This window comes from Micromonospora sp. RV43 (assembly GCF_001029515.1).
GTDB lineage: Bacteria > Actinomycetota > Actinomycetes > Mycobacteriales > Micromonosporaceae > Micromonospora > Micromonospora aurantiaca.
Genome location: NZ_LEKG01000021.1, coordinates 46,644 through 58,483 on the forward strand (window position 1 = coordinate 46,644; position 11,840 = coordinate 58,483).

At 74.3% G+C, this 11,840-nt stretch carries 14 protein-coding genes; 9 read left to right on the forward strand and 5 right to left on the reverse strand.

Annotated features, from left to right (window positions below):
* Window positions 1-122: 122 nt before the first annotated feature.
* The gene (locus ABD52_RS07905) at window positions 123-1,544 is read right to left on the reverse strand and encodes a hypothetical protein (protein WP_047891368.1); all 1,422 of its coding nucleotides are present in this window, start codon (window positions 1,542-1,544) and stop codon (window positions 123-125) included.
* 125 nt (window positions 1,545-1,669) lie between these two features.
* Between ABD52_RS07905 and ABD52_RS07910 the strand changes: the two genes are divergently transcribed.
* Window positions 1,670-2,047 (forward strand): NADH-quinone oxidoreductase subunit A, encoded by a 378-nt coding sequence (locus ABD52_RS07910; protein ID WP_030273665.1) that lies wholly within the window; start codon window positions 1,670-1,672, stop codon window positions 2,045-2,047.
* 17 nt (window positions 2,048-2,064) lie between these two features.
* Here ABD52_RS07910 and folP read toward each other — a convergent pair whose 3' ends face one another.
* Window positions 2,065-2,934, reverse strand: a complete 870-nt coding sequence (folP, locus tag ABD52_RS07915; RefSeq protein ID WP_047891385.1) for a dihydropteroate synthase — start codon at window positions 2,932-2,934, stop codon at window positions 2,065-2,067.
* A 152-nt stretch (window positions 2,935-3,086) separates the two neighbouring features.
* Here folP and ABD52_RS07920 point away from each other — a divergent pair, with 152 nt between their 5' ends.
* From ABD52_RS07920 to ABD52_RS07935, 4 genes are read left to right on the forward strand one after another with little or no spacing between them, the layout of a single operon-like run.
* Window positions 3,087-3,728: a DivIVA domain-containing protein gene (locus ABD52_RS07920; RefSeq protein WP_047891369.1), complete on the forward strand. Its 642-nt coding sequence runs from the start codon at window positions 3,087-3,089 to the stop codon at window positions 3,726-3,728.
* Window positions 3,725-4,225 (forward strand): SRPBCC family protein, encoded by a 501-nt coding sequence (locus tag ABD52_RS07925; RefSeq protein ID WP_030273661.1) that lies wholly within the window; start codon window positions 3,725-3,727, stop codon window positions 4,223-4,225. Before ABD52_RS07920 ends, ABD52_RS07925 begins: the two co-directional genes overlap by 4 nt.
* A 54-nt stretch (window positions 4,226-4,279) precedes the next feature.
* Entirely contained in the window at window positions 4,280-4,864 is a 585-nt protein-coding gene (locus ABD52_RS07930; RefSeq protein WP_041784439.1) for a DNA-3-methyladenine glycosylase I, read from the forward strand.
* Between the two features lie 36 nt (window positions 4,865-4,900).
* Complete coding sequence (locus ABD52_RS07935) at window positions 4,901-5,524, forward strand: hypothetical protein (RefSeq protein WP_013283863.1); 624 nt, start codon at window positions 4,901-4,903, stop codon at window positions 5,522-5,524.
* 22 nt (window positions 5,525-5,546) lie between these two features.
* On the opposite strand, the gene ABD52_RS07940 is transcribed toward ABD52_RS07935, so the two are convergent.
* Both ABD52_RS07940 and ABD52_RS07945 read right to left on the reverse strand, forming a co-directional pair.
* Window positions 5,547-6,338, reverse strand: coding sequence for an enoyl-CoA hydratase/isomerase family protein (locus ABD52_RS07940; protein WP_047891370.1), 792 nt, complete (start codon window positions 6,336-6,338; stop codon window positions 5,547-5,549).
* A gap of 3 nt (window positions 6,339-6,341) precedes the next feature.
* The gene (locus ABD52_RS07945; protein WP_013283865.1) at window positions 6,342-7,160 is read right to left on the reverse strand and encodes a PaaX family transcriptional regulator C-terminal domain-containing protein; all 819 of its coding nucleotides are present in this window, start codon (window positions 7,158-7,160) and stop codon (window positions 6,342-6,344) included.
* Between the two features lie 190 nt (window positions 7,161-7,350).
* Here ABD52_RS07945 and ABD52_RS38185 point away from each other — a divergent pair, with 190 nt between their 5' ends.
* Entirely contained in the window at window positions 7,351-7,518 is a 168-nt protein-coding gene (locus tag ABD52_RS38185) for a DUF3117 domain-containing protein (protein WP_013283866.1), read from the forward strand.
* 145 nt (window positions 7,519-7,663) lie between these two features.
* The gene (locus ABD52_RS07950) at window positions 7,664-9,169 is read left to right on the forward strand and encodes a M17 family metallopeptidase (protein ID WP_047891371.1); all 1,506 of its coding nucleotides are present in this window, start codon (window positions 7,664-7,666) and stop codon (window positions 9,167-9,169) included.
* A gap of 32 nt (window positions 9,170-9,201) precedes the next feature.
* On the opposite strand, the gene ABD52_RS07955 is transcribed toward ABD52_RS07950, so the two are convergent.
* A complete protein-coding gene (locus tag ABD52_RS07955; RefSeq protein WP_082171245.1) occupies window positions 9,202-9,852 on the reverse strand; it encodes an O-methyltransferase in 651 nt (216 codons plus the stop codon).
* Between the two features lie 212 nt (window positions 9,853-10,064).
* Here ABD52_RS07955 and ABD52_RS07960 point away from each other — a divergent pair, with 212 nt between their 5' ends.
* Both ABD52_RS07960 and ABD52_RS07965 read left to right on the forward strand, forming a co-directional pair.
* Complete coding sequence (locus tag ABD52_RS07960; RefSeq protein ID WP_176739741.1) at window positions 10,065-11,369, forward strand: S1C family serine protease; 1,305 nt, start codon at window positions 10,065-10,067, stop codon at window positions 11,367-11,369.
* A gap of 72 nt (window positions 11,370-11,441) precedes the next feature.
* Window positions 11,442-11,840 (forward strand): preprotein translocase subunit TatB (locus ABD52_RS07965; RefSeq protein ID WP_047891372.1); only part of this gene is annotated, 399 nt, incomplete at its 3' end.

The window sequence follows — 11,840 nt, forward strand, 5'->3', positions numbered from 1 at the left end:
GTCGCCACGTTAGGGCCACCTTGGTCGAGGTCCGACGTATGGGACTGGATCGGGCCGCTGTATGCCCTGCTTTGCAGCGTTTAGTACCTGGGCCCGTAACCCAGATCACCACATATCCATGATCACCGGTCGGTGATCGGACGCTCCGGCACGGTGATGTCGCTGCGGCGGCGCAGCGAACGGGTCGCCAGAGTCAGTGCGAGCACGACCAGGAGACCGGACACTGCGATCAACGCGACGGCGGTCCCCCGGACCGAGGTGTCGTCGCCGTCCCGTTCGCCGGCGGCGACGAGCACGCCCTGCGAGCCGGTCGGGGCCGGCGCCCCGCCGGGCGGGACGGCGTCCGCCGCCGCCGCGCTGATCCGGAAGCTCATCTGCACCTGCCGGTCGCGCCCGCTACGCGGGTCGAGCCGGCCGATCACCGCGCCGGACAGGGGCGCCCGTCGCTGCGCCTCCGCCGAGGCCGCCAGCGTCAGCCGTACGGTCGTGGTCCGCCCGGCCGCCAGCGTGCCCAGTTCGCAGCGCGTCCGGTCGGCCGACACCGGGGCGCAGCCGCTCTCGGTGCCGGCCACTGTCACCCCTTCGGGCAGGAGCACCTCGATCCGGCCCGCCGCGTCGACCTTGCCGGTGTTGCCCAGCCGGACGGTGAGCGTGCTGGGCGCGCCGCTGATGTCGAACAGCACCTCGTCGGCGCGCAGCGAGATGCCGGGCACCGGCGGCCCGGGCGGGAACAGCACCGCGAAGCCCTCGTCGTCGTACGCCGCGCCGGTCACACCGGGCGCGACGGCGGTGACCTGGACCGATCCGGCCAGCGGCATGGTCCGCCAGGCGTCGCCGTCGACCCGGACCCGGATGGTCGCGCTGAACCGGGCGCCCGGCTCCGCGTCCCACCCGACGCAGCGGTGGTTGCCGCCGCCGGAGGGCTCGCAGCCCGGGGTGCCCGCGTCGGTCAGGCCGGGCGGCAGCGTGTAGCCCAGGCTGATCCGCTCCGCCCGCCCGCCGGTGTTGGTCACCGTCACCCGCAGCGTGGCCACCGTGGCGTCGGCGTTCCAGTAGGCCGGCGGGAGGGCCACGTCCTCGGTGTTCACGCGTACCCCCAGGGGCCCGCCGGCCGGCTGCGCCGGCGGTGGCGGCGGGGTCTTGACCGGCGGCACGACCGGCGGGGGTGCCGGTGCCGTGGTGGCCGGCGCGGCGGTGGTCGGCGCCGGTTCGGCGGGCGCGCTCGTCGGCGGGGCCGGCGAGGTGGTGACCGGCGCCGGGGGCGTGGTCGGAGGCGGCGGTGGCTCGGTGGGCGGCGGAGCCGTCGCGGTGGTCGTCGGCTCGCCGGTGGGCGCGGGCTCGGTCGGCTCGCCGCCGGGCTCACCGCCGGGCTCGCCGCCCGGCTCCACCGGCTCGATCGCCCGGAGCGCGGCGGCCGGCCCCGGGTGGGCGTCGGCCCCGGCCGGCGCCACCGCCACCAGCGCCGCGACGAGCGCGGGCGCCAGGAGCGCGAGGGTACGGCGGAGCGCTACCCGCCGAACGGGCGCAACGCGGGGGCGGGCCATCTGTCCTCCGGGACGATCAATGAGATCCCATTATTCGGTGATACTTGCCATCAAGCACTAGTCCTGCGAGGAAACGAATTCGTAACGTGTCCGGGACATCTGGACGGGACCGGTACGCTCCGGTCGTGACCGGATATCTCGGCTCGTACGCCACGCTCGGTCTGCTGCTGCTCGCCGCCGTGCTCTTCTTCGTGACGGCGTTCTCCGCGAACCGGGTGTTACGTCCGAGCCGTCCGGCCGAGCCGTGGGGCAAGCGGGCCTCGTACGAGTGCGGTCTCGACCCGGTCGGCGGCGACTGGGCCCAGATGCAGATCCGGTACTACGTCTACGCGTATCTCTACGTGCTCTTCGCGGTCGAGGCGGTGTTCCTGTTCCCGTGGGCGCTGGTCTTCGACCGGCCCGGCTTCGGCGCCACCACCGTCGTGGAGATGGGCGTCTTCGTGGCGATCGTCGCGCTCGGCATCCTCTACGCCTGGCGGCGCGGCGTCCTGCGCTGGACCTGACGCGCCGGACCGGCCCGTCAGGCCAGCCCGCGGCGGGTCACCGCCGGCGGCCGGTCGCCCCGGATCGACGCCACCATGTCCAGCACCCGGCGGGTCTCGCGGACCTGGTGGGCGCGGAACACCCGGGCGCCGAGCCAGGCCGAGACCGCCGTGGCGGCGAGCGTCCCCTCCAGCCGCTCGGGCACCGGCAGGTCGAGCGTCTCGCCGATGAAGTCCTTGTTCGACAGGGCCACCAGCAGCGGCCAGCCGGTGTCGGTCAGCTCCGCCAGCCGCCTGGTGATCTCCAGCGAGTGCCGGGTGTTCTTGCCGAAGTCGTGCGCCGGGTCGATCAGGATGCCGTCCCGGCGCACACCCAGCCCGACCGCGCGCTCGGCCAGCCCGGTCACGGTGCCGACCACGTCGGCCACCACGTCGTCGAAGGCGGCCCGGTGCGGCCGGGTACGCGGGGCGAGCCCGCCCGCGTGCGAGCAGACCAGCCCGGCGCCGGTCGCCGCGGCGACCCGGGCCAGCGCGGGGTCCGCCCCCGACCAGGTGTCGTTGAGCAGGTCCGCACCGGCCGCGACCGCCTCCACGGCCACCTCGGCACGCCAGGTGTCGATGGAGATGACCACATCCGGGAAGGCGGACCGGACCGCCGCGATGGTGTCCACCGTCCGGCGGATCTCCTCGGCCACGTCCACCTCGTCGCCCGGCCCGGCCTTCACCCCGCCGATGTCGATGATCTCGGCGCCCTCGTCCACCGCGCGTTCCACCGCGCGAAGCGCGCTGTCCTGGGCGAATGTGGCGCCGCGGTCGAAGAACGAGTCCGGGGTGCGGTTGACGATCGCCATCACCACCAGCTCACCGGGGCCGAACGCCCGTCCGCCCAGCCGCAACGCCCCGGTCATGCCCGCCTCCTCGCCGCCGGACCGCACCGGCCGGTCCGACGCTATCCGGTCCCGCCCGCGCCGCCCGTGCCGGTCCCGTGCGCCGGACGCATTTACCGACCGGACGTCCCGGAGGGCTCGCCCGATCCCGGCCCGCATGCCACGATCTGTGCATGGGTGAGGTTCTGCTCCTCTTGGTCGTCGCGCTGACCGTCGCGGCTGTGGTGTTCGGGGTGACGGTGCTCGTCTCCGGCAAGGATCCGGGCCTCACGCCGGCCGAGCCGGACGGGCGGGCCGTGCCCCTGCCCGGCAGCCGTCCGCTCGACGAGTCGGACGTGTCCGACGTCCGCTTCGACACGGCGCTGCGCGGCTACCGGATGAGCCAGGTCGACGCGGCGCTGCGCCGGGCGGCGTACGACATCGGCTACAAGACCGAGCTGATCGGCGTCCTGGAGGCGGAGAACGCGGCCCTGCGGGACGGGCGTACCGAGGACGCCGACGCGCTGCGCCGGGCGCGCGAGGAGGCCGCCGCGACCCGTCCCGAGACCGAGCAGGCACCCGACCCGTCCACCCCCGAGCCGGTGGTGATCGACCTGTCCGCGCCCGAGCCGCCGGCCCGGACCGACACCGACGGGCAGCCGGGCCGCACCGACGCCGACGGCCGGCCCGGACGCGCCCCGGCCGAGGCGGGCGTGGCGGAGGCCCCCGCCGCGGCGGCGACCGAGGACACCGTCTCCCCGGCGAACGGGATCGCGGCCGGTCCGGCCGACGACGACCGGGAGCGCGGTTCGGTGGTCCGCTCGGAGTCGGCGTGACCGGCGCCGGCCGGCCGGCCGACGACTTCACCGAGGCGTCCCGCCGGGGCGCCGCCGAGGTCACCGCCACGGTGATCGTCGAGGCCCCGGCCGACCGGGTGTTCGCCGCGCTCACCGCATGGGAGCGGCAGTCGGACTGGATCCCGCTGACCCGGGTCCGGGTGGTCGAGGGCGACGGCGGCGAGGGGAGCCTGGTCGAGGCGGTCACCGCGCTCGGTCCGGCCGTACTCCGCGACGAGATGCGTGTGGTCCGGGTCGACGCGCCGTACGAGGTCGGCGTGGTGCACTGCGGCAAACTGCTGCGCGGCCCCGGCGTGCTGCGCTGCACCCCGATGGACCGCGACCGCACGCAGGTGGTCTGGCACGAGTGGTTCCACCTGCCGGGCGGGGCGGCCGGCCGGGTGGCGTGGCCGGTGCTCTGGCCCGGCTCGAAGTTCAGCCTCACCCAGGCGCTGAAGAAGTTCGCCCGGCTGGTCGAGCAGGGCCGCCTGCCCTGACGGGCGGTCGTTGGCGCGGCGGGGCTGTCGGTGGCCCGGCCTATCGTGGACGCCGTGACTGACCTGGTGACCGGCGCCGACGGGCTGCCGCGCTGCGCGTGGGGGGCGAGCACCCCCGACTACGCCGTCTACCACGACGAGGAGTGGGGCCGGCCGCTGCGCGGCGACGACGCGCTCTACGAGCGGCTGACGCTGGAGGCGTTCCAGTCCGGCCTGTCCTGGCTGACCATCCTGCGCAAGCGGCAGGCGTTCCGGGACGCCTTCGCCGGCTTCCGGATCGAGTCGGTGGCCCGCTACGGCGAGGCCGACGTGACCCGGCTGATGGCCGACGCGGGGATCGTCCGCAACCGGGCCAAGATCGAGGCGGCGATCGCGAACGCCCGGGCCGCGTCGGAGCTGCCCGAGGGCCTCTCCGCGCTGCTCTGGTCCTTCGCGCCCCCGCCCCGGGCCGCGCGTCCCCGGTCCTTCGCCGAGGTGCCGGCCACCAGCCCGGAGTCCGTGGCGATGGCCAAGGCGCTCAAGAAGCGGGGCTTCCGGTTCGTCGGCCCCACGACCGCCTACGCGCTGATGCAGGCCACCGGCATGGTCGACGACCACCTGGCCGACTGCCACGTGAGCGGTGACCGGGCCGGGGTGTGACGGAGCGCGCCACCTCCGGCGTGATGGGATTGGGGCATGACCGACACCGAGCCGCGTACGAGCGGGACGACAGACGGTGCGACCACGACCGGAGCCTGGGCGGTGCTGCTGCCCGCCGAGCGCTTCGAGGCCGAGCGGCTCGTGCACCACGACGCGCTGGAGCTGACCGGGCTGTCCGAGGCGGCCCGCCCCCGGCCCGGTGACCGGGTGGCAGTGCTCGTCGACGAGCCGCTGCGCCTGGTCGCGCTCGGCCGGGTCGCGCTCGCATCGTCCGAGACCCGGGAGGACCCGGACGATCCGCAGTCCGACGCGGTGGCCGGGTCGCTCGTGGTCACGTACACCCGGCGGGTGCTCGACGAGCCGGTGCCGGTCGACGGCCCGGCGCCGGACGGACCGGTCGTGGCGCTCGACCCGGCCCGCTGGCGGTCGTTGGCCGACCGGCTCGGCCCGCCGCCCGCCCGCAGCACCTGGCTGGTCAGCCTGGACCTGCCGATCGAGGCCGCGTCGCGCGCCGAGGCGGTGCGGATCTTCTGGTCCTACGTGCAGGAGCTGGGCCCGCGGGAACTGCCGGCGTTCGTCTCGCCGTACGGCGACGAGCTGGCCATGCAGGCATTCGTGCTCGGCGTCGAGGCCAACCAGGATCCGGAAGAGGACGACTGACCTCCGGGGCCGACCGGGGCGGTCAGCGTCCCTCGAAGACCGGCTTCTGCTTGGCGACGAACGCCGTCGTGGCGGCCCGGTGGTCGGCGGTGGCGCCGCAGATCGCCTGGGCCTGCGCCTCGGCGGCCAGCGCGTCGGCGAGCGTGCCCGCGTCGGCGATGGAGAGCTGACGCTTGATCGCCCCGTACGCGACGGTCGGGCCGGCGGCGAGCCGGGCGGCCAGTTCCTGCGCGGTCGGGAGCACCTGCTCGTCGTCGTCCACCAGCTTGGTCAGCAGGCCCAGCCGGCAGGCCTCCTCGGCGCCGACCGGCTCGGCGAGCATCAGCAGCTCGACGGCCTTGGCGTGACCGACCAGGCGGGGCAGCGTCCAGGAGGCGCCGGTGTCGGCGGCGAGGCCCACCCCGGCGAACGCCATCAGGAACCGGGTCTTCGGGCCGCCGATGCGGAAGTCGGCCAGGAACGCCAGCGAGGCGCCGGCCCCGGCGGCCATCCCGCGCACCGCGGCGACCACCGGCTTGGGCAGGTTGGCCAGCCGGGCGGCGATCGGGTTGTAGTGCGTCCGGACCGTGGCCAGCGGGTCGGCGTCCGAGGTCTCCAGCGTCCGCACGTGCTCGCGCAGGTCCTGCCCAGCGCTGAACGAGCCGCCCGCGCCGGCGAGCACGACCGCCCGGCAGGACCGGTCGGTCTCCAGCTCGGCCAGGGTGTCCCGGAGCGCCTCCTTGAGCGCCACGTCGAGCGAGTTCATCGCCGTCGGGCGGTTCAGCGTCAGGGTGACGACGGCGTCGGTGCGGTCGACGAGCAGCGGCTCGGTCACGTTCTAACGACCCTTCTGTCGGGCGAGGCGGTTGCCGGTGTCGAGGCACTGCTCGACGTACCGGTCGGCGGCCGGCCGGAGCCGGGCCGCGTGCCGGTCGAAGAAGCTGGCCGCGCTGGTGCCCGGCCAGCGCTCGGGCAGCAGTGCCGGGGGCAGTTGCGGATCCCGGAACAGGAACGTACGCCATGCGTGCACGAGCCGGAATCGGGCCGCGTACGCGTCCTCGTCGCTGCTGCGCACAGTGACGCCGGAGAGCAGCGGCTTCTGCTCGGCGACGAACCGCTCGTACGCCCGCCCGATCTCGGCCAGGTCCCAGGCGCGGCGGACCACGCCCATCGCGCCGGGGGTGCCGGCCGCGTGCGCTGCGGTGAACCGCTCGTAGCGCACGCCCGCCTCGTCGAGCAGCAGGTCGACGTCCTCACCCGGGCGGGTGGCCACCCAGGTGCAGTCGTCGAGCGTGCCGTAGCCGAGGAAGGCGAGGTTCGCGGCGAGCCGCTGCCGGTCCCGGCGGGACGAGGGCGCGGTGAGCACCAGGAGATCGAACCGTCCGTCCCAGCTGTGCCGCCCGGTCCGGTAGATCCGGGACGCCGCCTCGTCGAGTCGACGTGCCGCCTTCGGGGTGATCGAATATCCCGGTCCGGACGCCAGACGGAGCGGTTCCAGCCAGCCCTGACGGACCATCCGGGAGACCGCGGTGCGTACCGCCGGTGGGGCGATCCCGAGCGGGGCGAGCAGCTTGACCAGGGCGGCAACCGGTGCGCGGCCACCCCGGGCCCGGAGGTGGTCGCCGTACAGGTCGAAGAGTGCCGACCGTGCCTGCATGACCGCACATTGTGACAGGCCTATCCAAGATAAGCTAGATGCTGTTACATCAATGCTGCTTCGGTTTGGGTCCGGCGGTGTTCATCAGGGAAAATCGTTGGTCGAGCCTTCCGCGATGGTTGCGGATGGCGATGGCGAAGTGGCTGTGGGGCAACTCACCGACCCTGGTGTAGGTCTGAGGGGAGACAACATGGCGGCGATGAAGCCGCGGACGGGCGACGGTCCGCTGGAAGTCACCAAGGAGGGCCGGGGCATCGTCATGCGAGTCCCGCTGGAGGGTGGTGGCCGGCTCGTCGTCGAGATGACTCCCGACGAGGCCACCGCGCTCGGTGACGCGCTGAAGGCGGCCGCGGGCTGATTCGAGGAGTGTCCCGCACGGCGTCCGCCGTGCGGGCGGTTCGTCCTGCCCTGAGCCACCGGCATGCCCGGTGGCTCAGGGTCTTTCCTCGACGGCTGCGTGGGGGAATGTGCCCGTTCAACCCATTTCGGAGGTACGGTCCAGCGTGCTGGTCATTCGTCTGGTGAGTGGGCCCGCAGGGCCCGACGCTCTCGTCCTGCCCGTCCGTCCCGGAGGGCCGGACTCCCCGGACTCCCTGGCCTCGCCGGACCCCACGGTCTCGCCGGCCTCCACGGCCCGCCTGGTCCCGACCGCCGTGCCGCTCGGCGACGACGTCCCTGCCGAGGCCGCAGCCGTCCTGCCCGCCACCCGGCTCACCGGCGCGGCCGGCGAGGTACGCGAGCACCTGCGTCCCGGTGGCTCCCCGGCGCGGCTGTGGCTTCTGGGCGTCGGCGAGGGCGACGAGCGCGACTGGCGCACCGCCGGAGCGGCGCTGGCCCGCGCGGCGAAGGATGAGACGCAGATCACCATCGCACTTCCCGGCGAGGCGACGGCGGCGCTGCGTGGCCTCGCCGAAGGGCTGCTGCTCGGCTCGTACCGATTCCGTCTCACCGAGGCCGGCAAGCGTCCCGCCCTGGCCGAGGTGTCGGTGCTCGTCGACGACCCGGACGCTCTTGCCGGCACGCTCGACGCCGCCCGGGCCACCGCCGAGACGACCCGGCTCGCCCGGGACCTGACCAACATGCCCTCGTCCACCAAGAACCCGGAGTGGTTCGCCGCGCAGGTGGCCGAGGCCGCGTCCGGGCGCCCCGGCCTGCACCTGCGGGTACGCGGCCCGGAGGAACTGGCGGCCGAGGGCTTCGGCGGTCTCCTCGCCGTCGGCGGCGGCTCCGCGAGCGGCCCGCGCCTGGTGGAGCTGGACTGGCGGCCCGACGGCGCGCGTACCCACGTGGTGCTCGTCGGCAAGGGGATCACGTTCGACACCGGCGGCATCTCGATCAAGCCGGTGCCGGCCATGAAGCTCATGCGCAAGGACATGGCCGGTGCCGCCGCCGTGATCGCCGCGACGCTCGGCGCCGCCGAACTGCGCCTGCCGGTCCGGGTCACCACGCTCGCCCCGCTCGCCGAGAACATGGTCAGCGGCTCGGCGTTCCGCCCCGGCGACGTGATCCGGCACTACGGCGGGCTGACGAGCGAGAGCACCAACTCCGACGCCGAGGGCCGGCTGGTGCTCGCCGACGCGCTGGCGTACGCGGTCCGCGAGCTGAAGCCCGACCTGCTGATCGACCTGGCGACGCTGACCGGCGCGAACGCCGTCGCCCTGGGCAAGCGGCACGCCGCGCTCTACAGCGAGAACGACGCGCTCGCGGCCGGCCTGCTCGACGCGATCACCGCGGCCGGCGAGCGGGCCTGGCGGATGCCGCTGGCCGACGACTACGTGGAGTACCTGGCCAGCGAGATCGCCGACCTGCACAGCTCCCCGGCGCAGGGCGCCGGTTCGGTGGTCGCCGCGCTGTTCCTGCGGGAGTTCACCGGCGACCTGCGGGACCGATGGGCGCACCTGGACATGTCCGCGCCGTCGTGGTCCGACGACACGCACGGCGAACTGGTCAAGGGCGCCACCGGCTGGGGTGTGCGCGGGCTGCTGCGCTGGCTGGCGACGCTGGGCTGACCAGGCGTGCAGGGCACGCCTGATCAGCCTGATCAGGCCTTGACGGCGGCGAGCAGACCGTGGCCGACCGGCAGCAGCGCGGGCACCCAGTGCTCCGACTCGCGGATCGCCTTGATCGTCTCCCGTACGGTGACCGTCTCGGCGTCCCGCGCTGCCGGGTCGCCGATCCGGCCGGCCGCCAGCGCGCCGTTGAGCGCGAGCACGCCGCCGGGGCGCAGCAGCCGCAGCGCCGCGTCCACGTACGCGGCGAAGCCGGTCGCCACCGCGTCCACGAAGACCAGGTCGTAGGCACCGTCCGCGAGCCGCGGCAGCACGTCGAGCGCCCGGCCGGTGATGATCCGGGTACGCCCCGACGGGAAGCCCGCCTCCTGGAACAGCCGCCGGGCGATGCGCTGGTATTCGACCTCGACGTCGATCGTGGTGAGCACGCCGTCGGGGCGCATGCCGCGCAGCAGCCACACGCCGCTCACCCCGGTGCCGGTGCCGATCTCCACCACGGCCCGGGCGTTGCCGGCGGCGGCGAGCAGCCGCAGGGCGGCACCCGACCCGGGCGTGACCGCCTCCACCCCCACCTCGTGGGCGAGGGCGCGGGCCGTGCGCAGCACGAGATCCTCGGTGACGAAAGACTCGGCGAAGTGGAGCGCCTGGGCCGTCGAACTGCCGTGACCGGCGACCGTGGCGATGGGACACCTCCGAGGGGCGGACTGGTGCGAGGGGCGGTATGCACTGTGAGCGTAGAGGCGGGCCGGTACCGGCGCAGCCGCGAGTCCGCCGCGGAGTGCTCACGGACGGCAACCCCTGACTCCGTTCGCGTCATCCGTGTAATCCTGGATGCGTCCCGCGCGTCACTGTCGTCCGGCTCCGCCGGCCGTCGGCGCGGGGCCAGCGGGACGGAGTGGGAGGCACCGACGTGACCGACGGCTGGGACTGGCGGCGGCCCGGCGGATCGCCGGCACCGGGTGGGCCGGCGTCCGGACGACCGCCGCAGGACGCCCCGGGTCAGGCGACGTCGCCGTGGTGGTCCGACGCGCTGGCCGACCCGTGGCGGGATCCGTACGCGCCCGCCGCCGTGGTGATCCCGGCGGCCCCGGCGTCCGGTGCGGGGGAGCCGGAACCGGTCACCGACCCGGACCTGCCGACCCGGCCGGGGCTGCGCCAGGTGGTGCTGATCTCCCTGGTCACGGCGCTGCTGGCCGGTTCTCTCGGCAGCGCCCTGACGTACGCCTTCCTGCGTGGCGGTGACGTGCCGACGATCGGTGCGCAGACCGGGCAGGCCCCGGCGCTGGCCCAGCGCAAGCCCGAGTCGCTGGCCGGGGTGGCCGAGCGGGTCCTGCCCAGCGTGGTCACCATCCGGGTGGTCAGCCTCGGCGGCACCAGCGAGGGCTCCGGCTTCGTGGTGACCAGCGAGGGTCACATCGTCACCAACGACCACGTGGTCGCCGACGGCCCCGGCAAGGCCACTGTCGTGTTCAACGACGGCAGCACCGCCGCAGGCACCGTGGTCGGGCAGGATCCGGAGTCGGACCTCGCCGTGATCAAGGTCTCGCGCAGCGGGCTGACCCCGGTGCAGTTCGGCGACTCCGACGCGCTCGCCGTCGGTGACCCGGTGCTCGCCATCGGGTCGCCGTTGTCGCTCGCCAACACCGTCACCGCCGGCATCGTGAGCGCGCTGGACCGGACGATGCAGGCCGGCGAGCCGGGCGGGCCGACCCGCTACTACGCGGCGATCCAGACTGACGCCGCTGTCAACCACGGCAACTCCGGCGGCCCGCTGGTGGACGGCGCCGGGCGGGTGGTCGGGGTGAACTCGACGATCAAGTCGCTGGTGGCCGACGGGCAGGAGGCCGGCAACATCGGCCTCGCCTTCGCCATCCCGATCAACCAGGCGAAGCGGATCACCGAGGACATCATCGGCACCGGCAAGGCCCGGCGTACGGTGATCGGCGCCCAGGTCGGCGGCACCGGCGCCACCGGCGGCGGCGTACGCCTCAACGCGGTCGAGCCGGCCGGCCCGGCGGCGGCGGCCGGACTGCGTACCGGGGACGTGGTGCTCCGGCTGGACGGCCATCCGATGACCGATCCGACCGACCTGGTGGCCCTCGTGCGCAAGTACGCGCCCGGTTCCGTGGTGACAGTCGAGTACCGGCGCGGGTCGTCGCGGCAGAACGCGTCGGTGACGCTCGCCGCGGATGCGAAGTGAGGACCCGTCACCCCCTCCCCGATGGTCACCTGACGTGCGTAGTCTTGCCCTCACACGGACGAGGAGGCCGCGGTGTTCGAGAACCTGAACTGGTGGGAGATCGGCGTCCTGCTGCTCCTGGCGCTGTTGATCTTCGGCGATCGGCTGCCCAATGTGATCAACGACGGCCTCCGGATGGTCCGCAACCTGCGCAACATGGCGCGCAACGCGACCGGTGACCTGAGCCGCGAGCTGGGTACGGACATCCAGCTGGAGGATCTGCACCCCAAGGCGTTCATCCGCAAGCACCTGCTCAGCGAGGACGACGAGCAGGCGATCCGCAAGCCGCTCCAGAGCATGTACGACAACCTGCGCTCGGACGTCACAGGCGTGCACGACGAGCTGAAGGACGTGGCAAAGGCCGCCGATCTGCGTACCCCGAGGGTCGCGACCAGCACCCCCACCCCCGCGCCCCCGGCCCCCCGCCCGTCC